This window comes from Collinsella sp. i06-0019-1H4 (assembly GCF_042849575.1).
GTDB lineage: Bacteria > Actinomycetota > Coriobacteriia > Coriobacteriales > Coriobacteriaceae > Collinsella.
Map to the genome: position 1 here is coordinate 1435333 of NZ_BAABYB010000001.1, position 23365 is coordinate 1458697.

Consider the following 23365-nt stretch of genomic DNA (forward strand, 5'->3'; position numbering starts at 1 on the left):
GCTTAATCCTCCTGATAGACGAGCGTGCCGACGGGCTCACCCGCGAGCGCGCGCTTGACGGTGTCCTCGCCATCGATGTTGAGGACCAAAATAGGCATACGGTTATCCTGGCACAGGGCCGTAGCTGTGGAATCCATAACCTGCAGACCGCGAACGAGAACCTCGTGATAGGTAATCTTGTCAAAACGGACGGCATCGGCGCACTTGACGGGATCCTTGTCGTAGATGCCGTCAACCTTGGTGGCTTTAATCAGAATCTCGGCGCCGATCTCGCACGCACGAAGAGCCGCGGCGGTGTCGGTCGTAAAGTACGGATTGCCCGAACCGGCGGCAAAAATAACGACGTTGCCCTTGGAAAGGTGGTTGATGGCGCGACGGCGAATATAGGGCTCGCAGATCTCGTTCATCTGGATAGCGCTCATCACACGGCAGGGAACGTCGTTATGCTCGAAAGCATCCTGCAGGGCGAGCGCGTTCATAACGGTCGCGAGCATGCCCATGTAGTCGGCCTGAGCACGCTCCATGCCACCGGCAGCGCCTGCCATGCCGCGGAAAATATTGCCGCCGCCGACAACGACGCCGACCTCATGGCCAACGGCGAGCAGCTCCTTGACCTGCTTGGCAAGATGATCGGTAACCTTGGGGTCGATGCCATATTGGCCGTCGCCCATCAGCGCTTCGCCGGAAAGCTTAAGAAGCACTCGTTTATATCGGATGTCGGACAAAGCGATCCTCCTTTAATTAGACTCTCAATATGATATCAAAGGCTCTGATAAGAGCCATGAAAAAGCAGGCTGTGAGTAAAACCCACAGCCTGCTCATTACCAGCTACAAGAGCTTATTTACTCGCCACGGACCAGACGGTCAAAGGCAACGACGGTAATGGTGTCGCCGAGCTCCTTGGAGACCTGCTCAGCGTACTTCTTGATGGTGAGGGAGCTGTCCTTGATGAACTCCTGCTCGGTGAGCACGGACTGCTTGTAGAACTTCTCCAGACGGCCAACAGCCATCTTCTCCTGGATAGCCTCGGGCTTGCCGGACTCGGCAGCCTGGGCCATGTAGATCTGCTTCTCGTGCTCGACGGTCTCGGCCGGAACCTGATCGCGGGTAGCGCAAATCGGGGCGACGGCGGCAACCTGAAGGGCAACGTCGTGAGCGAAGGTCTTGAAGGACTCAGCCTGAGCGGTCTCGGCCTTCTCGAAGGCGAACTCGACGAGGACGCCGATCTTACCACCCATGTGGATGTAAGAAGCGAGCGCGCCGTTCTCGGCCTTGCGGGCAGCGAAGCGGGAGATCTTCATGTTCTCGCCCATGATGTGAATCATCTCGGTGAGCTCGGAGGAAACGGTCTCCTCGCCCATCGGCTTCTCGAGCAGAGCGTCGACGTCAGCAGGCTCGGTGGTAGCGACAACCTCAGCGACCTTAGAAGCAAAGCCGGTGAACTTGGCGTTGGAGCCAACGAAGTCGGTCTCGCAGGAGAGCTCGAGCAGAGCGCCGGTCTTGCCATCCTCGGAGACGAACGCGGCGACAGCGCCCTCGTTGGTCTCACGGCCAGCCTTCTTGGCAGCCTTGGCAAGGCCGTTCTTACGCAGAACGTCGACAGCGGCGTCCATGTCGCCGTCAGCCTCGACGAGAGCCTTCTTGCACTCCATCATCGGGGAGTCGGTCATCTCGCGGAGCTGCTTGACCATAGCGGCGGTAATCTGGGCCATTGTGGTTCCTTTCAAAGAGATGAAAAAGACTTAAATAGGACTGATTTACTCGGCCTTGGGCTCAGCGGCCATCTCGGCCTCGGAGACCTGCTCCTTACCGGAGCCAGCGAGGCAGGCGTCAGCCATGAGCTCGCACATAAGGGTGACAGCGGAGATAGCGTCATCGTTGCAGGGGATGCCGTACTCGACCTCGTCGGGATCGGAGTTGGTGTCGATCAGAGCGACGACGGGGATGTTCAGGCGCTGAGCCTCCTTGATGGCGTTCTCCTCGCGCTTAGTGTCGATGACGAAGAGAGCCTGGGGCAGACCCTTCATGTCGCGGGCGCCACCGAGGTTGGTCTGGAGCTTGGTGAGCTCCTTGCCGAGCACAGCCTGCTCCTTCTTGGGGAGCACTGCCATGCGGCCGTCCTCGACCATGGCCTCGAGCTCCTCCATGCGGTTGATGCGGGAGCGGATGGTGACGAAGTTGGTCAGCATACCGCCGAGCCAACGCTGGTTGATGTAGGGCATATTAGCGCGCTCAGCAGCGTTCTTGACGGCCTCCTGAGCCTGCTTCTTGGTGCCGACGAACAGCACGTTGCCACCCTTGGCGACGTTCTTGACGAAGGTGTAGGCCTGGTCGGCGTCGAGGATGGTCTGCTTGAGGTCGAGGATGTAGATGCCGTTGCGCTCACCGAAGATGAACGGCTTCATCTTGGGGTTCCAGCGACGGGTCTGGTGACCGAAGTGGCAGCCGGCCTCGAGCAGGGTGCGGATATTAATCTTGGTAGCCATGTTAAACCTCCTGTGGTTTGCCTCCGCGCGGGGTCATCCTCCAAAACCAACCCGGACATGTGCTACCAAAGCCCGAGCACCACGGTATGAAGTAGCCGCGCGTGCGTGATAAAAACATGTTGCCGTGAAGCAACCCGATGAATGATAGCAGGAATGCATCTTCGTGCCAACCCGCAATCAAAACCACACACCTGAGTGCGGCGCGGGACGTCCCAGCCACTATTCGCCTCGGGGATGGGCTTGAGCCACGGCACGTTTGAGCCGATCGGGCGTGAGGTGCGTGTAGATCTGCGTCGTGGACAGGCTCGCATGACCCAGCAGCTCTTGAACCGAGCGCAGGTCCGCACCGCCCTCGAGCAAGTCGGTCGCAAAGGTATGGCGCATCGCATGCGGGGCGATGTCGGCCGGAATGCCGGCGAGTGTCGCCAGAGTATGGAACCGCCGCCTGAGCATGGCGGCACTCATGCGATTACCGCGCGCCGATATAAGCAGCGGATGCGCGCCGTTCGCACCGTCGCTACGCTTTGCCTGTGCAAGGAGCTGCGGCCTCCCTTCCTCAATATAGCGGCGGGCAGCCTCGAGAGCGCGCCGATACAGGGGCACGATACGCTCCTTGCTCCCCTTGCCCCAAAGTCGCAGCGTTCGCTCGGACCAACCGATAGACTCCACGTTGAGCGCCGCGAGCTCCGAGATTCGAGCGCCGGAGGCATAGAGCAGCTCGAGCATAGCCGCATCGCGCAGTCCCGCGGGTGTTGAGGTATCAGGCGTCTTGAGCAGCGCCTCCACCTGTTGGGTCGTCAGCACACCGGGTAGATCGCGCGGGAGCTTGGGCGAGGAAATTGCCGAGACCACATCGCCCTCCACGACCCCCTCGGCAGCCATCCACCGATAGAGCGAGCGAATGGCAGACAGGTGTGCCGCAAGCGTTCGGGGAGCCACCTGCTCACGCGAAAGTTCGGCAAGATAGCGACGAATGGTGCGCACGTCGGCAGCGAAAGCATCTATATCCTCACGCTCGCACCAGGCAGCAAAACGCTCCAGCCTCGAGCCATAGGCCGTCACCGTGTTGGGAGAAAGTCCCTCGACACGTGAGATATAGGCGATAAACGAGTCGACGGTGTCGTACAGGTCAAAGGCTATGACCGGTCGCCTCCAAACAAATCGGGGCGAGTGGCCAGATAGGCATCAAGGGCCTCGAGCGCACGGTCCGCATAGGCCTGGTAGCGGTCGCGCTTGCTGCGGCGCTTACCATCCTCGAGTGGCGGCACCAGGCCAAAGTTGACATGCATAGGCTGATAGCCCACGGTGGCAGGATCGGTCGCATAGCCCACGAGCGCACCCAGGGCGCCCACACGCGGCAGCTCGACGCCCGCGGCCCCGATAGCCTCGGCATAGGTGTTGAGCGCCGCGAGCAGACCCGTCGCCACGGCTTCCATGTACCCCTCGGTGCCGGTGATCTGACCGGCCAGGCGCACGCCGGTGCCGGGCACGGCAAAGGTGCCATCGAGCACGTGCGGGGCGTCGACAAAGGTATTACGGTGCATGACACCGTAGCGGAAGAACTCAGCGTTCTCCAGGCCCGGCACCATATGGAAGACGCGCTTCTGCTCGCCAAAGGTCAAGTTGGTCTGGAAGCCCACCAGGTTATAGGCGGTCTTCTCCTTATTCTCGGCACGCAGCTGAATCGCCGCCCAGGGACGACGACCGGTTCGCGGATCGGTGAGGCCGACAGGCTTCATGGCGCCAAAGCGAATGGCGTCCTTGCCGGTGCGCGCAACTTCCTCGGCAGGCTGGCAGGCCTGGAACAGATCGCCGCCCTCAAAGTCCTTGAGCACCACGCGGTCGGCCGTGGTAAGCGCCTCGATAAAGGCCTCGTACTCCTCCTTATTGAGCGGAGCGTTGAGATAGTCGCCGCTCCCCTGCTCCTCGTAGCGCGACTGCGAGAACAGCACGTCCATATCGAGCGTGGAGGCATCGACGATCGGCGCCGCGGCATCGAAGAACGCAAGGGCGTCGCCACCGACGAGCTTCATGACCTCTTCGCTCAGCGCCGGCGAGCACAAGGGGCCGGCGGCAATGACCACGTGACCTTCGGGAATCTGCGTGACCTCGCCGTGAACGATCTCGATATTGGGACGGGCGGCAACCTCGGCCTCGACAAACTCGGAAAACTTGACGCGGTCGACCGCCAAGGCGCCACCGGCGGGAACAGCCGCGCGATGGGCGCAATCGAGCAGGACTGAACCCATGCGCTCAAGCTCGGCCTTCAGCAATCCAGCCGCAGAATCCGGACGGGTCGACTTAAACGAATTGGAACAGACGAGCTCTGCCAGGTGATCGGTATGGTGGGCCGGGGAGCTAACCTGGGGGCGCATCTCGCACAGCTTTACGGCGAACCCGCGATCTGCAAGCTGAATCGCGCACTCCGAACCCGCCAGACCGCCACCGATAACCGTCACCTGATCAAACAGCATCTGCAAACACCTTTCTAATTGACATGTTTTCCATTGTGACCGAAGGGTGTCTGAGCGTGAAGGGCAAACTTGGAGGGCGCATACCTTCCATCCATCATGCGCTCGATAAGACCCTCGAGCTCAAGCGAACCCAGGAGTTTGAGTACGCCGACGGCATCGAGCGAGACGAGCGCCGCGATGTCGTCGACCTTGAGCGGAGAGGCGATGAGCGCATGCATCACGGTCTGCTGTGTTTGATCCAGGTCGGCAATGCCGGGAGCATCGGGGCGCGAGTAGCGCAGGGTGCCGTAGATGCGTGAAATAGCCATCTCGATAGATTCCTCGTCGATGATGCAGCAGGCACCGTTCGCAATGAGGTAATTCGTGCCACGCGACTCGGGCGATAGGATCGACCCTGGCACGGCAAGAAGTTCTCGCCCCAAATCCATAGCAGCCTCGGCTGTAGAAAACGTCCCGGAAGGCATACCCGCCTCGGATACAAAGAGGGCTTGCGACAGGGCCGCGATTACGCGATTGCGGCGCGGAAAGGCAAACTTGCGCGGACCCATGCCCCACGGAGAGATCGACACGACCGCGCCACCCGTATCGAGCGTGCGCGTAATAAGCCCCGCGCTCGAACGCGGGTAGACCACGTCGGCGCCCGTCCCCAGCACCACGACGTGTTTGCCGCCGGCATTGACCGCAGCCCAACCCGAGGCCTGGTCACAACCGACCGCGCCGCCCGAAACTACCGTCACGCCCGCCTCGACCGCAACCTTTGCCGCAAGCTCTGCCACGGCAAGACCATACGGAGAGGCCTTGCGCGCGCCGATGATGGAGAGCGCGGGCGTCGAAAGCACCTCGGGGTTGCCGCGCACATAGAGCGTCTGGGGTACATCAGAAAGCTCCAAAACGGTCTCGGGATACAACGCATCACCTGGATGCAGCTCGTAGGTCCCCTCGGCCATCATTGGTCCCTCCTTCCCTGGTACATCGCTGCCTCGAGCACGTGGTCCTGCGTCACCTGCTCGCTCTCGGCGACGTCGGCGATTGTACGCGCGATACGCACCAGTCGCACGATGCCGCGACCCGTGAGATGTGTGCGCTTCGACAGGCCGAGCACACACTTCTCCGCCGCATCATCGAGCTTAAAGGTCGAAACGACGCCGTCAATGGACCGTGTCTCGTCATCCTCGGCCTCGGCATCCGCATCGTCCATACGGGATTCGCGCCAGGCGCGAAAAGCGCGACCGCGCACAACGTAGTCACGTAACTCGGCAGACGACATACCCTCCGCACCCTCGATAATCACTTGGGGGTCGGGACGGGTCACATCGATCATCATGTCGATACGGTCGGCCAAAGGACCGCGCAGTTTAGACCGATAGCGCTCGACCATCGCCGCCGAGCAGCGACACGGTACCTCGCGATCGCCCAAAAAACCGCAGGGGCAGGGATTGCTCGCAGCCAGCAGCTGAAAGCGCGACGGGAAGGTAAAGGCCCCGTCGACGCGCACGATCCTCACATAGCCGCGTTCGATGGGCTGACGCAGCGTCTGCAGCACACCCGTGGGAAACTCGGTAAGCTCGTCCAAAAATAGCACGCCGCCATGAGCAAGGCTGATCTCACCCGGGTGCACCGGGCGCCCACCGCCGATAAGACCTGCGGTCGAAATACTGTGATGGGGGCTGCGGAAGGGCCGGTGCCCCGCCAACAAGCCATCAATGTTCTCACCCAAAACCGAATGGATGCACAGCGCCTCCTGTTGATCCTCAACGGAAAGCTCGGGCAGGATGCCGGTCATACGACGCGCGAGCATCGTCTTGCCCGATCCCGGGGACCCGATCATAAGCAAACCGAGTTCTCCTGCCGCCGCAAGCGCCATGCCGCGTTTGGCAACCTCCTGCCCTAGCACGTCGGCATAGTCGAGCTCGGGCTCAAAGGTCGCCTCGAGCACTTCAGAATCCAAGTAGTGCCGCGCGGCATCGCCCATGCCATGGGCAAGCTGAGACAAATGATCGATAAATCCGCAATCCACGCCCGCAAGCGGAACATGCTGATCGGACCTGCCGGCGATAAAGGACAGCCCCATATCACGTGCCAATAGCTGAAACGCCACCTCGCCCTTGACGGGAAGCACCGTACCGTCCAAGCCGAGCTCGCCGGCGATAAGGCAGCGATCGAGGTTGTCACGGGGAATCTGCCCATCGGCCGCCAGAACCGCGATGGCGATGGGCAGATCAAAGCCGCTACCGGTCTTGCGAATATCGCCGGGCGCTAGGTTGACCGTAATGCCCGAGCGTGGGATCTCGAACCCGGCGGAGCGCATCGCGCAGCGAATACGACCGCGTGACTCCATCACCTCCATACTCGGAATGCCGAGCATTTGGATGCCCGGAACACCACCGGCAAGCGAGACCTCGACCGTGACGTGAATCGCCTCGACGCCACGGATGCAGGCCGCGTGAACGGCAAACGTCTCGAACGCCATCACGACACCTGCCAATCGAACGCGTTGTACTGATGCTCGATCTCGGCGATATGCCCGCCACGAATGGTGACGCCCACGGCATCGAAGCGAATCGCCTTGAGCGGATAATGCTCCATGAGATAGCAACTTGCGATGCGGCGGTAGCGGCGTTGCTTTTGGGCGTCCACGGCCTCCTCGGGAAAGACCCGCGTGCTGCAATCCAGTGCGACGCGTCTGGTCTTGACCTCGGCCATCACCACGACATCGTCGAGCTCATCGAGCAGCACCAGATCGGCCTCGCCCTCGGTGCAACGATAACCCTGCTCCAGCAAGGTGTAGCCGCGCTCGTTAAAGTAGTCGATGGTGATCAGCTCGCCCAGCATGCCCAGCTCGCGGGGACTGAGTCCCTTGATAAACTCGGGCGTCATCGCCCCGCAGTCGAGCTCGCCGTTTTCCCAACGCTCCTTGAGCTGCTGCGTCTTGCTCTTTTTGCTTGCGGCACTCATGGGGTCTCCTTTCCCGCACACTGCATTGCCCCGATGATGAGGGCACCTTTCATGCGGGTAAGTACCGGAAGCAAACCAAAAGCTGACCAAATGCCGTCAAAAAACGGGCCGTACGCAGCAATGCTGTTGCATACGGCCCGCTGCCAGCAGGTTTATAAAACCCCTGAGGTCCCTGTCTCCACAATTGACCTAGAAAAGGCGCTCAGTCTGCAGAAAGTTTCCGCAAAAGCTCACGCGGTGCAGTGGACAAAGTCCATGTTTGCGAATGGCCTCGATGTGCTCGGGGCTTGCGTAGCCTTTCGATTCGGCCAAATGGTACTCGGGATACTCGGCATCGTACTCGACCATCATCTCATCACGCGTGACCTTGGCCATGATGGACGCCGCGGCGATACAGGCGATCTTGGCATCGCCCTTCACCACGTCGCGCTCGTTGGGAACGGCGCCCAAGGGGTTACCGTCCATAAGCACGCAATCGGGCTCGAGCCCCGTATCGGCCACGGCGCCCGCGACAGCGGCTCGAATGGCGCGGGCCATGCCCATCTCATCGATATCCTTAGGCGCGATATGGCAAAAACCAATTGCCGTCGCCACCTCGGCAATCTTCACTGAGAGCAACTCGCGGCGCGCCGGCGTGAGCTTTTTGGAATCGTTGATGCCCCAGACGCGCGGCTCCATAGGAAGGCAGACGGCGCATACCGTCAAAGGACCGGCCACCGATCCGCGACCCACCTCGTCGACACCAACGACTACCCCATCGCCGCCAAGCTCATGCATAAGCTCGTACATGTCATTGACGCGCTCGCGCTCGGCAAGTTCCTTGGCATGGCGCTTAAGAGCACGCTCGCAAGCCTTGATCACCTGCTGGCGCGGGTCCTCGCGATAATGCTCCACGAGGGCGGGGATCTCCTCAAACGTAGCGCTCGCCAACTCACCGGCAACCTGCGATGCCGAAACCGAGCTCGTCATATTGGCCATACCAGGCCCTCCTTGCATGCAAATCAGATAAAAAGAAGGGCCACCCGAAGGTGACCCTTGTGTCCAAACGAGTGGACAGACGCTGCGATCTTCTTAGCGCTTCTCGGGGATGCGAGCAGCCTTGCCCACCTTGTCGCGGAGGTAGTACAGCTTGGCGCGACGGACGCGACCATGACGAACGACCTCGAGCTTGGCGATCTTGGGGCTGTGAAGCGGGAAGGTACGCTCAACACCGACACCGAAGGACATCTTGCGGACGGTGAAGGTCTCGCGGGCACCGGCGCCGGCCATGCGGATGACGTCGCCCTGGAAGACCTGAATGCGCTCGCGGTCGCCTTCCTTAATGCGGTAGTGAACCTTGACGTTGTCGGCGACGCGAACCTGAGGAATGTCCTCGCGGATCTGCTGACGCTCGATTGCGCGGATGTAATCCATGTGCAATTCCTTACTCTTCTAGAGGTGCCGTACCACCTTGGCCGGCACGTAGTTGAACAAACGTATTCGAGTATACACGCGCGGGTTTCTGCTGCAAGAACATTTTTTCACGCAGACAAAAAGACAAAACCCGCACATGATAACCGCCCGTCTCACGAATGAGACGGGCGGCATGAAGGGGGCTACGCTAGGCGTCTAAACCCAAAACGTTAGGCGGAACGCTTGGCCTCGAGCTTGGCCTGAGCGGCAGCCAGGCGCGCGAGGGGCACGCGATAGGGCGAGCAGGACACGTAGTCCACGTCGGCCACGTTAAACAGGCCCTTGATGGACTTGGGGTCGCCGCCGTGCTCGCCGCACACGCCAAAGTGCATGTCGGGATTGGTGGCGCGGCCCTTCTCGACGGCCAAGCGCACGAGCTCCAGCACCGCCGCGTCGATGGTCTCGAAGGGGTTGTCTTTCAGGATCTTTTTATGCATGTACAGCGGGATGAACTTGGCCTCGGCGTCATCGCGCGAGAAGCCAAAGGTCGTCTGGGTGAGGTCGTTGGTGCCAAAGCAGAAGAAGTCGGCATGATGGGCGATCTCGTCAGCGACCATGCAGGCACGCGGCAGCTCGAGCATCGTGCCCACGGGAATATTGAGCTCGACGCCTTCCTCGGCGGAAACCTCGGCGATCACGCGCTCGATAACCTCGCGGGTCTGGACATGCTCGGCCGTGATGGAAACGAGCGGAACCATGATCTCGGGGCGCGGGTCGACACCCTCCTTGACAAGGCGGGCAGCGGCCGTGGCGACGGCGCGAACCTGCATGAGCGGCAGATCGCCAAAGACGACGGACAGGCGCACGCCGCGCAAGCCCAGCATGGGGTTGGACTCGACCATGCCGTCAATGCGACGCAGGCGGGCGCGCAGGGCAGTGAGCTCCTCCTCGGGAGCGCCGGCGGCCTCCTTCTTGGTGATGGCGACCTCGAGCTCGCGAGGATTATCCAGGAACTCATGAAGCGGCGGATCGAGCAGGCGGACGACCACATCGCGACCGGACATGGTCTTGAACATCGCCAGGAAGTCCTCGGTCTGAACCTTGAGCAGGTCGGCCAGGGCCTGCTGCTTCACGGCCTCATCGTCAGACAGGATAAAGCTCTGGATGATGTTCTTGCGATCGCCCAGGAACATGTGCTCGGTGCGGCACAGACCGATGGCCTCGGCGCCAAACTCGAGCGCGAGCTCGGCATCCTCGGGGTTGTCGGCATTAACGCGCACGTGGTTGGCGTGGCCACCGGTCTCGTCCAAACGGATCTCATCGGCCCAAGACAGGATGGTGTCCAGGTCGCCGGTGAGCTCTGCAGAGACCAGGTCGACCGCGCCGTCGACGACGATACCCTGGGTGCCGTCGATGGAGATGACATCGCCCTCGCGCAGCACGCGGTCGCTGCCCTCGATGCGCACGACCTTCTCTGCCGCGTCAATGTGGAAGCGCTCAACGCCGCAAACGCAGGGCGTACCCATGCCGCGGGCGATAACGGCGGCATGGCTCGTCTTGCCACCGTGGCTGGTCAGGATGCCCTCGGCGGCGACCATGCCCTTCAGGTCGTCGGGGTTGGTCTCCCAGCGGACCAGAATGACCTTGTGGCCCTCGTTGGCGCGCGCGACGGCGTCATCACTCGAGAACACGACCTCGCCCACGGCGGCACCAGGGCTGGCGTTAAGGCCGCTGGCCAGGGCCTCGTACTTCTTGGAGGCGTCGAACTGCGGGTGCAGGAGCTGGTCGAGCTGCGCGGGATCGATGCGGCTCACAGCCTCCTCGCGGGTGACGAGGCCCTCCTCGACCATCTCGATGGCGATGCGCAGGGCGGCGGTGGCGGTGCGCTTGCCCACGCGGGTCTGGAGCATCCAGAGCTTGCCCTGCTCGATGGTAAACTCGATATCGCACATATCGCGGTAATGATCCTCGAGCGTCAGGAACACGCGCTCGAGCTCCTCGCCTGCGGACTCGAGGCCCGAGGTGGTCTTGAGGTCGGCGATGGGCTCGGTGTTTCGGATGCCGGCGACAACGTCCTCGCCCTGGGCGTTCACCAGAAAGTCCCCGTAGAACTCCTTGGTGCCGTCAGCCGGGTTGCGCGTAAAGGCGACGCCGGTCGCAGAGGTCTCCCCCTTGTTGCCAAAGGCCATGGCCTGGACGTTGACGGCGGTGCCGAGCTCGTCGGAAATGCCATGCTGCTTGCGGTAGATGCAGGCACGCTCGTTCATCCAGCTGCCAAAGACGGCCTGGATAGCAAGGCGCAGCTGGAGCTCCGGATCGTGCGGGAAGACGGGCTTGCCGTCGGCGACCTCAAGCTCGGGGTACAGGGCGGCCTCGACGTTGTCGGAGAAGATGCCCTTGAAAGTCTCGACGAGCTCCTGCAGGTCCTCGGCCGAAAGCTCGGAATCGACGCTGACGCCGGCGACCAGACGCGCCTGGGTCAGGGCGTTCTCGAACAGATCGGCATCGACGCCCATGACGACGTTGGAAAACATCTGGATAAAGCGACGGTAGCTGTCCCAGGCAAAGCGCGGGTTCTGCGTCTGCGCGATGAGGCCCTGAACGGAATCGTCGTTGAGGCCCAGGTTGAGGACCGTGTCCATCATGCCGGGCATGGAGAACGGAGCGCCCGAGCGAACCGATACGAGCAGCGGGTCAGAGGCGTCGCCGAGCTTCTTACCGCAGCGAGCCTCGAGGTCTGCCTCGGCGGCAACGATCTCATCGAGTGCGCCTTCGGGCCAGACGTTGCCGGCACCGGAGTACTCGACACAGGTCTGGCAGGTAATGGTAAAGCCACCGGGAACCGGCAGGCCAATGCGGCTCATCTCGGCAAGGTTAGCGCCTTTGCCGCCAAGCACGAAGTTCATCGACTTGTCGCCCTCAGTGACACAAGTGCCCTGGGCATCGGTTCCAAAACGGTAAACCCTCTTGCAATCGCTCACGATACTTCCCCTTCCATGCGCTCTCGCGCACGACCGTGGTAACGAATCAACCCGCCGGATGCGGGCCGTGAGGGAACTATACGGCGGGATTTGAACGGGCCTGAGCAGAGAATACGCGGTTTGGTAAACGTGCTAAAACTGGCGGTAAACGGTAGGTAAAGGTGGTTACCTTATGAAGATACCAGCGCAACGTAATTGCAGGTCAAATGTGGTAGAAACAGCTAAAACGCTTTAGCAAAAAGCTGTAATTATTGGAATGGAATCTCCTAAACTACGCAATAGCCAAGAAAGACAAAATCTATCAGAAGTATTTGTCCCAGGGATTTTGGTCAGAGTAGCTAATTTGGGACGGGGCTATTTTAGCTACCCCGGCAGATAGCGCGAATGCTTTGGCGGAGTAACGGCCGGGGTAGCAAAAAAAGCCCCATTGCAGTTTGAGTCGTCCGAAAGGGCGGCTCCTTACTAGTTCTGGTAATACGATTGAGCCGTACCGATGGTCGCTGGCCGACCGCGACCGCGATGCGGCCTCCACCCGAGACCCCCATCTCGACACATAGCCCGTCATCCGACGAAAGCGCGCAGGTCGTCCTGTATAGGCGCATGGTGTCCCCCTCCGCCGCAAGAGGGAAACGAAAAAGCCCCTCTTTGCCACTACGGACAAAAGGGGCCTCCCAGGGGAAACGTGTTACAAAGCCTTCTTTGCAGGACGATGAAGATCAGAAACCCAACGTCGTACGCGTAGGGACTTACCCAACACCCACGCCATTTCGATCTTCTGGGCCTTCAACGCCACGTCCCGATAAGCATCCGGGCATCGGAATGACCTCGTCGCAAGCCGCAAGCATCTCTTTGTCATGAGTGACAACAATTACAATATGGTCTCTCTTAACCTCATGAAGCAATTTAATTAGCGCGCTCCGGCTCTTCGCATCAAGCGCTGAAGTTGACTCAAGAAACAACATGACGTCCGGCGATTTCAACATCTGCCGCACAATTGCGATGTTCTGCTTCTCCCCGCCGGACACCCCTCCTTTCTTGCTGCCAAGCATCGCTGCCGCCCCGTTCTCCGCAGCGGCAATCATTTTGTCTAACCCCAATATGGCAAGCATCCGATTCAGTTTGTCGGCCTCGAAATCATCAGAAAGCAGCGTAAGATTATCGAGGATCGTCCCCCCCCAACAATAGGGGGCTCTTGCTCCGTAATGCCAACTCGGCACCGCCGCAATGCGTATCGGTCGATGCGACGCTGTGATACCCCGTTGTAGAGGACGGCCCCTTCCGTGTTATCTGGATATAGACCCAATATCACTGACAGCAGCGAGCTCTTCCCCGAGCCATTTCTTCTTGCTTACTGTTTTTCTTATATTGTAACGATTTTCGATAAGAGGAAAGATTACTCCATGACGCGCAAGCCCGAACTCTAAGCGTTTCCCATCAGCATTGCCCATTTTTCGGATCGAAATCCAAATCCAGCTTCCTATCGCATGCTGAAATCAAATCCTGATCATGGCTTACAACAAGAATTAGCTGATCGAAGGGATTTCGATGAATATACCCCGTGAACTCCCGACGGCTTTCTTCATCTAAATCGTTCGTTGGTTCATCGAACACAAGCACTTCCGGCTGCCTGCGAAGTGCTGCGAATATCCTTAGCTTTCGATACTCTCCACCAGAAAGGTCTCTACAATTCTTGCCTTTTAACGATTCGACGGTTCGATAGAAACTCGGCACAAGCTCTCGGAGGTTTTCGTTCGATCCCCGAATCGACGTCCTCTCAAGGTAATTCTCCACCGTTTCGTTCGGAATAAAGAGCTTTTGCGGGCACACCGCAAACAGGTCCCGTCGGATCGTCTCCATATCGAGCTCTTCATATGGCACCGACCCCAAAGCCCGATGTCCCCCAGCAGAATATAGTCCAAGGAGCACCTTCAGAAACGTGCTTTTTCCGCATCCGTTCGGCCCGGTAATGGCATAGGTTTTTCCTTCCTCCACCTCCACGGAGAGGTCGCGGTATAAGTAGGGCTTTCCCGCGTATCGGTACGCGATGTTGGACAAAGATATGCTCTCCACGTGCCCAACCGTGAGGGTGCCGCGGTCCTCGGCGTCCTCCGTCAGAGCCCCCAATCGGTCGAACGAGGCCCTTGCGTCCTGATACGATTTGAAATAATTCAAAAAATACTTGAAGCATCCGAACGCCATCGAGTAATACGAGTTCACCATTGTGAACTCGCCTAAGCTCATTCTTCCGCTCAATATTTCCATCCCGGAGATCACGAGCAGTGCCCCCCGAAACACAGACGAGATCAGGCCGTCGCTTGATGTGGCCAGATTCGAGACCCTACTTGCTTTCATGTAAATCGGGTAGTACCCCTCGAATACCCCTTTGAGCGTCCGAGCGCTCTGGTTATATGCGCCATCGCACTTAATGTCAAACAACTGCGACAGCTCGCCGCTCACGGACGCGAAAAGCTTACTCAAACCCTCCTTGTTCGCAAGCGAGCTGTTGTACAACGGCTTTTTCAACGCCCTGAATAAAATGAAGTACGCAACAAGCGAACATGCACTTAACACCAGGAACACCGGATTAATCGAAAACAGGATGATGCATATCAACACAACCAGAACGACGTTAAGCCCGATCGTCAGGAAGTTGTTCACGACAAACGATGACACCGCATTCGAATCCGCATACACCCTCTGCGTTGTATAGGATGGATCCGCCTGCTCCCCCTTTTCCAGGGGCCCCCGTTCAAACGACTCACACGTGGTCCCCATCAGTCTCGTCGTCATCTCCAAGATGACGCGCGATACGTTCACACCCATCGCATACGACATGAAGGAGGCCGATATCCCTATGCCCGCAACAAAGGCCGCAAACCACACGACGCGAGATGGATCCCTATTCGTCACGAGAAAGTCTACAAACCCACCGTTTAAGGCGGGCATGACGCACGAGAGAGCAAAATTCACCAGCATGAGAATCACGAAAAGCCGTGACCCTTTACACCGAAACAACTCGTGAACCGTCTTCTTAAACATGCCAGCTCCCATCAAGCGGCCTTTTATCCAAAACTGAATTTGTTCGCCGCTTAATCGCTCCCATATATCCCTTGTTGTTAATCCTTGCTCAAGACATTATCTCGGGTTGCGGTGCCCAGGATTCCATTTCACCTTTATATACATACGAATAAGCCCCCTATTTGCATAGGCAAGCGCGGCGATTATAACGGCAGCCACCATCAGACCGAGAATAGCCCTTTTGTCCGGAAAAAGGGACGAGAGAAAAAGGCATATTGCGGAGAAAACTATAGACGCCCCCACCGCTCGGTTTGCGCCTAGAGACTCGGCCGTCCGCTTTGCCTCCTCTAAACGCTCTCCCGATAGCAATGACATTCCGGCAAGCAATCCCGTGAGCTTGCCTCGATATATCATTATTCCGAACACCAGCAGCAGGCATGACCCCACCATTGAAACCACAACGTCCGACATCGCCATCACTCCAGTCCACTCCTTCAATACCAGCCCTATCGACAAACATCAAAACTTTTTTTTAACCTAATATTGTATATCGATATAAATATATTCTTTTATATATCGTTTCGATTTGTGATATTTTATCGAATGAGTTGCTATTCGAGGAAGATAGGCCACAACCAAAGGAGATCAATGGAATCCGTGAATGTTTGGAGCGCGCAAATCTCATCATTGCCTGGAGTCATCCCTATCCCCCTCGACCCAAGCTACCTTCGCAGTGAACCAAATAACCGCCTGAGCGTCCTAAGCTCAGATGGGAAACAAATCTATACGATCCTCAACAGGGTCGCTAAAGAGATTCTTGACTTATGCGACGGCACCTGCGATTTGCCCAAAATTCTCCGTCTGTTCCAAGAAAAATACCCAGATCAACCGCGCGAGACGCTAGCGCATGACCTGGCCCAAACCCTGCATAGCCTGACCGTAAACTGTCTTATCGTTTGGAAGAAAGAAGGGAGATATATGAACGACCCTTTCGGCTCCGATTACCTAACATCGGTGGATCCCGACGAGCTGCTTATTCTCGCGGACGCGAGCAGGTTTGCTGAAATCGAAGAGGCGGCTGCAAAATCCCTCTCTGCAAAACAGTCCAAAAATGGCAATAGGATCTATTTCTCTGAGTTCGACGTTGAGCCCGAATTGGAGAACTTTCTGGTTCTTCGCCAAAGGCTCTTTTCCTTTACCCATGATTATTTTCTACTCACGAGCCAGTCCGGAGAAATTAATGGATTGATAATATGCGAGCCGGCCACTAATCCCGCCGGCCGCAGCGTCATCATCAAATTTATCTCATGCAGCTCCACGCTGCTTGCCGGTGTGCTCGACCGCCTTGCGGAATACTACGGATCTTCCGCTCCCAAAGCCTACCGCGCGCTCAGAATTGACGCGCCTGATTCCACCCCAATCGCCGAACAACTTGACCATTCCGACCAGCGCCTTGGCTTTTCCTTAGTCGGCACCCTGCCCAATGAGCTCGACTCGGGCGACGTCAAGCTGTTTGTTCGCCCGCTCGATAAGAAGCAATAATGAGCATGCCGGCAATAATCGGAGCGCCCCACAGCGTTGCGCTCGACATTACAAACAAATGCAACCTTCGTTGTCTACACTGCTTCAACAACAGTGGAGAAAACGATGTCGTCGCGAACGAATTATCCGACAACGAAGTCCTCGAACTCGTCGACTCGATTTGTCAAATGCACCCCTTTAGCTTCTGCTTCTGCGGAGGCGAGACCCTCCTGCGCAAGGATCTTGTCATCGAATCCTTGCGGCGGCTCAGCGCATCTAGCGTCAAATGCAACCTCGTGTCAAACGGTCTGCTTGCAAACTCAAATACTTTGCATGAGCTCGAACGCGCCGGTTTAAACGGCATACAGTTTAGCCTCGATGGCCTACGCGATTCTCACGAACATATGCGAGGACTCTCGGGATTATACGACCGGGTGCTCGACGCCATCGATATCACGCTGAACGAAACCTCACTGCACCTTTCAATTGCCTTTTGTCCGACATCGTTCAATGTCGACGATTTCAAACCAGTTTGCACGATGCTTCGAGACAAGCTGAAATCGTCGGGTAGAACTGACCGAATTGACCTTAGAGTTCAGCCGCTCATGCTCCTCGGTAGAGCCCGAAGAAACCGCACGATTCGCCCTTCGAATAATCAATACCGTCGGCTAGTCAACACGATCAATGACCTTCGATACGATCCGGACTATCGAGGCTACTTCATGCTTGAGTGGGGCGACCCCATCGACCACTTGGTCAGATTCCCTCAACTGCAAATGCAATTTGACCAAGTGGCCATCCACGCCAATGGCGATATCGTCGCATCCCCCTATATACCTCTCATCATCGGAAACGTTCGCAAACACAGCCTTCAGGAATACTACGATGCCGGAATGGCAACCGTTTGGGATAAGCCCGTTGTTACCGCGTTGGCCAATCGTATGCACTCGATTGACGAGATGGAAGAGATCTCATCGTTGATTGCAGACATCAATATGGACGGCGACCTCTATATCGACCTGATCGACGATGATCTAGGCGACCTGAGCGTCCTGTCACAATTCTAAGGAGATGTTCCCATGTATGAGACCCCAGAAGTAGAGAAGATGGATTCCAAAACCGGCCCCGTTCCCGTTGTGGTCAACTTTGCAGCCGTCGTGGATAACGTAGTCGCAGCCGTCTATGATGCCGTCGTTGCGGCCTACGCATTCTGGTACTCGGCAGACAACGACGGCACCGGGACGAGTACAGCACAGAACTAGTCGCCGGCTCATCGAGCAATCGCCTCGCCTATCACTGCATGCGATTGACTGCGCAGCCCCAGCCAACGTCCAAAGCGCCTTGAAGAGCTGCTTGTAACATTCGTTCATTCAACAGCGAGATCTCTTCACCATTCTCGGCCGGCCCGACAGATCGACACATCAGTCGGGCCGGCCAGACTTATACAACGCGGCGACTCCGCTCACGCCACCCCCCCCCGAAACTCACGCTGTCATCACACGGGCAATCAACACTGAATCCTGTTATGCAACATGGGCAAACGGCCACGTGCGCGATTAAAACGAATTCACTTAACAGACTTCAAGAATGCTTTAGCACCGCAGGATGGCCATACGCGGAGCGCGGCACGCATAAGCCAAAAGCGGCATTAAAAGCCATCCCCTTCCCTGCTGAATGCGCGTCCTAGCCCATCAACCGGTCGGACCATCGCGAAGATGATCCGTGCTTCCATACTGCAATGCGATATCAAGCATCACGAATAGTCCCCGCCCAACGGGGTTCTCCCCTCCGCAGGCGTTTCGGAACCCGCCCCCATCCCAAATTCCCACGCAGCGGCCGCGTTCACCGCCGCCGCGGGGGCCCTAGCTCCCCCGCGGCGCGGCAGACCCTCGGCTGCCCCTCGTAAAGGATGCAGAAGACACTGTCGAGGTCCGACGGTTCGACCAGGCTGTACCGGCAGTCCGCGTACAGTGCGCAGCCCCTCCCGCGCGGGTCGCCGTCCGAGTCCTCATCCGGCTCATGATGGCGCACCTCGACCCAAAGGCCCTCCAACACATCGTCGAACCCGAAATCGAGCTCCGCCTGGACGCTCTCGCCGAACGCATCGCCCAGGGCGAGCTCCGGCACCTTCGTCACACGGCCGTCCAGCCACTCAATCTCTGTCATCGCGCGCACGGTGCAAGCCCCTTCCGACACGGGATTGTCAGCTCAACCCGACCCTTACCCATACGGACGAACATAACTCGCCAGGGGAAGCCCCTGAAGGCCGTGCGCCACAACATGAGGCCGAATCCGCCCCCGGCTGGACAGGCCAACAACAAAGGAGCACACGGAACCGGCGCGGCGTTACAACCGTCCCGGCAAGCGTGTCACTTGGCCAAGTCATGATGCCGACAAACCCGGAAATGCTCCAACGGAGCGCCGAACGAGCGTAACAATATAAAGCCGTGCAACACGCGTTGGACGACCAGAACAACCCAAACAAAGGCCTGCCGGTCCCACCTTCAAGCCCAATAGCAAAATGTGCATCAGCGGATTTGCAGCGATACAAGTCTCAACCTTCACCATCACACCGCAGCGCGCCTAGTCCCACTCATCCTACTGCAAATGTCCCAGAACGAGAAAACGACCAGTTTAACATGCCACCCTTTATATCCGCACGCGCGTAATTCAACTCATAAGGACCGGCTATCCCTTACCTGTGACACAATCTCAAACGCACAGAACAGAATCATCAGTCCAATCATCGCATAAGAGGCAGCCGAACCTTCAAGCACTATTCCACAAAGAACAATCTCCGCGCCGCCAATAAGAACTGTTATCAGGCGCTCTGCCTTTTTGCTCCCGCCGCTCGCATAAAAAGGCGGCAAGGCGCACAAGATCACATATAGCCCGGGAAGGGAATACAGGATCGATAGTCCAAGCCCCCCATCAACCGCAGTGTTTTGCGTAAGAATCAACTGAACCCAAACGGCAATTATCACTGAGCAGGTTGTCGATAAAAGAAGGCTAGAAATATAGCACGCAACAAAGTCCCGTCGCATTCGAACAGAGAAAGCCGCGAACTCTCTTCGCCGCGTGGAAACAATAAGGTACACAGAAATTGCAATAGAGCCAATCAGAGAAAACAGCGGAACAACCAGCAATTCAAGCTTATTACCCCATCGATCAGCCACGCCCCCACTCCAATGAGCGGGAATTGTATCAGGGAGGACTGACCAAGCCGCCCATAGAATCAGAAATGGAAGAATAGAGAGGATGAAAGATGATAACACTGCGGTAATTTTTTTTGAGGCTCTCATCGATTCCGCATCTCCTTGCGCGCTCACATTCCACTCCGCCTTAAATCAAGTATAAATAAAAAGTTGAATGCAAATTTGTTTTGATTAGTATGGAAACTATATCCATTTAGTTCTAATTTGTTCGTAGTATCAAATCGATACCGACACTAGCATGACGTAGTCTTTCAAGACAGCTATTCAACATTGGAGGTCACCGCTATGGACAATGTGAACCACCTAAACGAACTCTCAATACAGTCCCAGCTTAGCACCCTTGAAAAACTGGTCGCGGACGCGGAACAATCTACCGACGCAAGACGCGATTTCGAAGCTCAGCCTCGTGCCGTATTCCAGAAATATGGAATTACAGACCTCCAAATCAAAGCGGGAAATCGAAAAGTCTCTGTACGAACTGGTGGAGTCAACCGAAAAGGAGGCGCGTGTCCCCGTTGCACGCGCAGTATATCGTCGTATCCAGCTTGCATATTATGACGAGGACACCGAAGCTGATCCGCAAACGATACCTCTCGTAAACGTTGTACTTAATGCAAACGCAGTAACGAACGCAAACATCATTCTGAACGCAAACGCAATGGCAAACGCAAACGCGAATGCTCAAAACAACGCCAACCTTAAGTACGACGTCAACACAATGGGCTATGGATCAGCTATTTTTATGAACAAACCTGATGTTGTTGAACTATCGGAATCGTACAAACAAACTTCTGTTTTCAGGAAATTTGATCAAGAGGGCTTGAGTGCGGCGAGGCAAGCAGCCGTGCTTAAAACAGCAATCAAGAATTCCAGCTCCAATACCATCAACCCCGAAGGGGCTTCCAATGGGGTCGCCCGCGGGTCTTATCGCTCCGTCGAATTCGAAGTTACTTACTCCGAGAACGAAGGCACCTTGGTAATCACCGACGCCCGTTTGCTCGCGGCATGATTTCCGAAAGCTCGCAGCACGTGCTGTTCCGCAGACCTCGAATGCTGACATTTATAACAACATATAGATGTGGCGCTGTGTGTGATCATTGTCTGATGAGCTGCACTCCGAACAACAGTGACAGGCTTACTCTTCCCCAAATGCAGCAATTCATCGATAGCTTCGCCGAAGTATGCGTCGGAAGTGGTGTTGTTGTGTTTACGGGCGGAGAATGCACCCTTCTTGGCGATGACCTTCTCGAGGCCATCGCATATGCGAATTCTTTAGGACTCTTTACTCGAATTGTAACGAATGCGTGGTGGGCGAAAAGCGAAAGAGACGCAGAAACGCTCCTCAACGAATTGAAGTCATGTGGCCTTGACGAAATCAATATCAGCTGCGACGACTTTCATGCGGAATATATACCCCTCGAGAATGTGCGCAACCTTTGGAACTCAGCAAAAACAATGGGCTTTCAAACTCTCGGCATTGCGGTCTGCAGAGATAACAACAGTACAATCAGCCCGGCATACCTGTGCAAGTACCTTAATGAAGACATTCCACTCCTGCATCAGTTCGACGATAATACCCAGACTCCCCGCGCGCCAGCCCGCTTCATCACGGATTCAGGCATCACGCGAATTGGGCGCGCACGAAATCTCAGTCTCAACCAAAATGCGCGACCGCAGGCACGTCTCTTAGCGTCACACTGTTCCGACTGCGGCCAAGACTTCGTTATTTCCCCAAACTGCCATCTTTCACCCTGCTGCGGAATAAATGCAGAGGGAACTTGGCTTTTCGATCTTGGCAAAATCAATCTGACGGATGACATTAATGAACTGCAGCTGCTCCTACTTAATTACATACAATACATAGGACCAGGAGGACTGCTGAAGCACTTGCGCACGAGCGGAGGCCTTTCTTCATTTGGGCGCTCAAGCTACCTCTCTCAATGCGAGATTTGCGAAGACATCGCCCTCTCGAAAGAGGCACAGACCTGTCTTGCAAAGCTGGCTCCTAAACTGGCAGCCGACTTGATTGTCGAGACTAAATTCGAGACTACCTTTATCGGAAATGGGTCTGATATACATGATTGAAGTGCTACCCTCTTTAAATTCGCTCTCGAGTAATCCACTCCGTAGATTGGACACTCTTGGAGTAACAGATTTTTTAGACACACTTGACATATCTATAGATCCTTTTAAATGCGCGCATCGCATCTGGGATCAACTTGACAGGGAGCATCAAGAGCTCGTCTCCTTCCTGATGCTAGGTGGAGAGATTGATCTCGATTCAGAAGTGGCAAAAAGAAGACTGCTGAAAGGCACTGTCGAAACCATAGCCTCACTCGGGCTGCTAAGCGAGCACAGTGGCAATGCCTCCCTTTCCGGTTTATCTCTAATCCGATATCATGGCATCTGGCTTTTTGCCGATGCGCCATCACCCTCGCCTTTACTATATTTTGGCTCTGATTCAATTGGGCTCGCTCGTCGGCTAAGCCCATCCCCCGGAAAGAATGCCTTAGACCTCTGCTCTGGACCAGGCATCCAGGCACTCATACTGGCAAAATCTGGAATGCAAGTCACAGCGATAGATATCAATCCAATCGCCTCAGAAATCTGCCAACTAAACGCACTGGTCAATGGTATTAGCGAAGATTTAACTATTCTAACCGGAAGTCTCTACAACGCACTAAACAATATCGAAAGCTCTTGCAGCTATGAGCTCATTACGGTGAATCCTCCTTTGCTGCCAATCCCAGAAGACGTACCGTACCCCTTCGTTGGCGATGGCGGTCCAGATGGCCTCATCATCACAAGCAAGGTTATTCGAGGTGCAGGAGATAAACTCACTGATAGCGGATATCTCTCTGCAATTGGAATGATTGGCCTTGGAACCAACAATCAATCAGCATTTGAACGAATACAGAACGATTTGTTGCAAGCTGGCCTCAATGGTGTCTTGACAATAATCTCGAGCTTTAACCTCGGACCCCAATCTGGCTGGATCGACGGTATCGCATGCACATCTGTTGCACATGCTCCAGGAAAATATTCCAGCAAAGAGGAGGCTGTAAAAGAGATATCGCGCGCATACAAAAAAATCCACTACGACCGCGTCTGCACCTATCACTTGAAGGCGTGGAGGGAGAGACAGCCCTTTCAAAATCCTATCCTAACGATTCAAGACTGCTCCGCAGATGGCAACCCACTTGGCCCCTGGATCCTCTAAAGCATCCGTCATACGAAAGCAGGTCAATAGGCTGCGCGCCACTCTCTGATGACGCGCAGCCTATCTCATTTCCCCCGCGCTTTACCGAGCCCGACTCACACCT

Annotated in this window: 22 protein-coding genes and 1 pseudogene; 6 read left to right on the forward strand and 17 right to left on the reverse strand. The window is 56.7% G+C overall.

All coding sequences use genetic code 11. The annotated features are described in order from the left end of the window. Positions 1 to 2 precede the first annotated feature (2 nt). The 15 genes and pseudogenes from pyrH to ACGHEN_RS06355 form a co-directional block, all read right to left on the reverse strand. Positions 3 to 725 carry a UMP kinase gene (gene pyrH, locus ACGHEN_RS06285; RefSeq protein ID WP_040359955.1) on the reverse strand — a complete coding sequence of 241 codons (723 nt, stop codon included), beginning with the start codon at positions 723 to 725 and terminating at the stop codon, positions 3 to 5. Positions 726 to 842: 117 nt separating this feature from the next. Then, positions 843 to 1712 carry a translation elongation factor Ts gene (gene tsf / locus ACGHEN_RS06290; RefSeq protein ID WP_022094736.1) on the reverse strand — a complete coding sequence of 290 codons (870 nt, stop codon included), beginning with the start codon at positions 1710 to 1712 and terminating at the stop codon, positions 843 to 845. Between the two features lie 45 nt (positions 1713 to 1757). After that, entirely contained in the window at positions 1758 to 2486 is a 729-nt protein-coding gene (gene rpsB, locus ACGHEN_RS06295; protein ID WP_006236109.1) for a 30S ribosomal protein S2, read from the reverse strand. Between the two features lie 219 nt (positions 2487 to 2705). Beyond that, a complete protein-coding gene (locus ACGHEN_RS06300) occupies positions 2706 to 3626 on the reverse strand; it encodes a tyrosine recombinase (RefSeq protein ID WP_390399388.1) in 921 nt (306 codons plus the stop codon). Continuing rightward, positions 3623 to 4960: a methylenetetrahydrofolate--tRNA-(uracil(54)-C(5))-methyltransferase (FADH(2)-oxidizing) TrmFO gene (gene trmFO, locus ACGHEN_RS06305; protein ID WP_128620301.1), complete on the reverse strand. Its 1338-nt coding sequence runs from the start codon at positions 4958 to 4960 to the stop codon at positions 3623 to 3625. The genes ACGHEN_RS06300 and trmFO overlap by 4 nt, the downstream gene beginning before the upstream one ends. A 14-nt stretch (positions 4961 to 4974) precedes the next feature. Then, positions 4975 to 5907 carry a DNA-processing protein DprA gene (locus ACGHEN_RS06310; protein ID WP_271744488.1) on the reverse strand — a complete coding sequence of 311 codons (933 nt, stop codon included), beginning with the start codon at positions 5905 to 5907 and terminating at the stop codon, positions 4975 to 4977. Continuing rightward, the gene (locus tag ACGHEN_RS06315; protein ID WP_390398172.1) at positions 5907 to 7430 is read right to left on the reverse strand and encodes a YifB family Mg chelatase-like AAA ATPase; all 1524 of its coding nucleotides are present in this window, start codon (positions 7428 to 7430) and stop codon (positions 5907 to 5909) included. The genes ACGHEN_RS06310 and ACGHEN_RS06315 overlap by 1 nt, the downstream gene beginning before the upstream one ends. Beyond that, on the reverse strand, positions 7430 to 7915 hold the full coding sequence (locus ACGHEN_RS06320; RefSeq protein ID WP_035138570.1) for a YraN family protein: 486 nt from the start codon (positions 7913 to 7915) through the stop codon (positions 7430 to 7432). Before ACGHEN_RS06320 ends, ACGHEN_RS06315 begins: the two co-directional genes overlap by 1 nt. Positions 7916 to 8104: 189 nt before the next feature. Continuing rightward, positions 8105 to 8893 (reverse strand): ribonuclease HII, encoded by a 789-nt coding sequence (locus tag ACGHEN_RS06325; protein ID WP_117639929.1) that lies wholly within the window; start codon positions 8891 to 8893, stop codon positions 8105 to 8107. Between the two features lie 93 nt (positions 8894 to 8986). Then, entirely contained in the window at positions 8987 to 9328 is a 342-nt protein-coding gene (rplS, locus tag ACGHEN_RS06330) for a 50S ribosomal protein L19 (protein WP_006236098.1), read from the reverse strand. A 209-nt stretch (positions 9329 to 9537) separates the two neighbouring features. After that, the gene (ppdK, locus tag ACGHEN_RS06335) at positions 9538 to 12288 is read right to left on the reverse strand and encodes a pyruvate, phosphate dikinase (RefSeq protein WP_390398176.1); all 2751 of its coding nucleotides are present in this window, start codon (positions 12286 to 12288) and stop codon (positions 9538 to 9540) included. Between the two features lie 746 nt (positions 12289 to 13034). Beyond that, positions 13035 to 13370 carry a hypothetical protein gene (locus tag ACGHEN_RS06340; RefSeq protein ID WP_390398178.1) on the reverse strand — a complete coding sequence of 112 codons (336 nt, stop codon included), beginning with the start codon at positions 13368 to 13370 and terminating at the stop codon, positions 13035 to 13037. Positions 13371 to 13402: 32 nt separating this feature from the next. Then, a pseudogene (locus tag ACGHEN_RS06345) lies at positions 13403 to 13618 on the reverse strand (hypothetical protein); the annotation flags it as partial. A 104-nt stretch (positions 13619 to 13722) separates the two neighbouring features. Continuing rightward, positions 13723 to 15327, reverse strand: coding sequence for an ATP-binding cassette domain-containing protein (locus ACGHEN_RS06350; protein ID WP_390398181.1), 1605 nt, complete (start codon positions 15325 to 15327; stop codon positions 13723 to 13725). A gap of 96 nt (positions 15328 to 15423) precedes the next feature. Continuing rightward, positions 15424 to 15783: a hypothetical protein gene (locus ACGHEN_RS06355; RefSeq protein ID WP_390398183.1), complete on the reverse strand. Its 360-nt coding sequence runs from the start codon at positions 15781 to 15783 to the stop codon at positions 15424 to 15426. Between the two features lie 171 nt (positions 15784 to 15954). Here ACGHEN_RS06355 and ACGHEN_RS06360 point away from each other — a divergent pair, with 171 nt between their 5' ends. The 3 genes from ACGHEN_RS06360 to ACGHEN_RS06370 are packed head-to-tail and all read left to right on the forward strand — an operon-like array spanning position 15955 to position 18089. Beyond that, positions 15955 to 16848 carry a PqqD family protein gene (locus ACGHEN_RS06360; RefSeq protein ID WP_390398185.1) on the forward strand — a complete coding sequence of 298 codons (894 nt, stop codon included), beginning with the start codon at positions 15955 to 15957 and terminating at the stop codon, positions 16846 to 16848. Further along, positions 16848 to 17894: a radical SAM/SPASM domain-containing protein gene (locus ACGHEN_RS06365; protein ID WP_390398186.1), complete on the forward strand. Its 1047-nt coding sequence runs from the start codon at positions 16848 to 16850 to the stop codon at positions 17892 to 17894. The genes ACGHEN_RS06360 and ACGHEN_RS06365 overlap by 1 nt, the downstream gene beginning before the upstream one ends. 12 nt (positions 17895 to 17906) lie before the next feature. Then, entirely contained in the window at positions 17907 to 18089 is a 183-nt protein-coding gene (locus ACGHEN_RS06370) for a hypothetical protein (protein ID WP_152078497.1), read from the forward strand. Positions 18090 to 18669: 580 nt separating this feature from the next. On the opposite strand, the gene ACGHEN_RS06375 is transcribed toward ACGHEN_RS06370, so the two are convergent. Both ACGHEN_RS06375 and ACGHEN_RS06380 read right to left on the reverse strand, forming a co-directional pair. Further along, the gene (locus ACGHEN_RS06375) at positions 18670 to 19002 is read right to left on the reverse strand and encodes a hypothetical protein (protein WP_390398189.1); all 333 of its coding nucleotides are present in this window, start codon (positions 19000 to 19002) and stop codon (positions 18670 to 18672) included. A gap of 500 nt (positions 19003 to 19502) precedes the next feature. Further along, a complete protein-coding gene (locus ACGHEN_RS06380) occupies positions 19503 to 20156 on the reverse strand; it encodes a DUF1648 domain-containing protein (protein ID WP_390398191.1) in 654 nt (217 codons plus the stop codon). Positions 20157 to 20466: 310 nt separating this feature from the next. On the opposite strand from ACGHEN_RS06380, the gene ACGHEN_RS06385 reads away from it, so the two are divergent. From ACGHEN_RS06385 to ACGHEN_RS06395, 3 genes are read left to right on the forward strand one after another with little or no spacing between them, the layout of a single operon-like run. Continuing rightward, positions 20467 to 21051 carry a DUF5969 family protein gene (locus tag ACGHEN_RS06385; RefSeq protein ID WP_390398194.1) on the forward strand — a complete coding sequence of 195 codons (585 nt, stop codon included), beginning with the start codon at positions 20467 to 20469 and terminating at the stop codon, positions 21049 to 21051. Between the two features lie 41 nt (positions 21052 to 21092). Then, positions 21093 to 22127, forward strand: coding sequence for a radical SAM protein (locus ACGHEN_RS06390; RefSeq protein ID WP_390399391.1), 1035 nt, complete (start codon positions 21093 to 21095; stop codon positions 22125 to 22127). After that, the gene (locus ACGHEN_RS06395) at positions 22120 to 23262 is read left to right on the forward strand and encodes a methyltransferase (protein WP_390398195.1); all 1143 of its coding nucleotides are present in this window, start codon (positions 22120 to 22122) and stop codon (positions 23260 to 23262) included. Before ACGHEN_RS06390 ends, ACGHEN_RS06395 begins: the two co-directional genes overlap by 8 nt. The last annotated feature ends 103 nt before the right edge of the window (positions 23263 to 23365 follow it).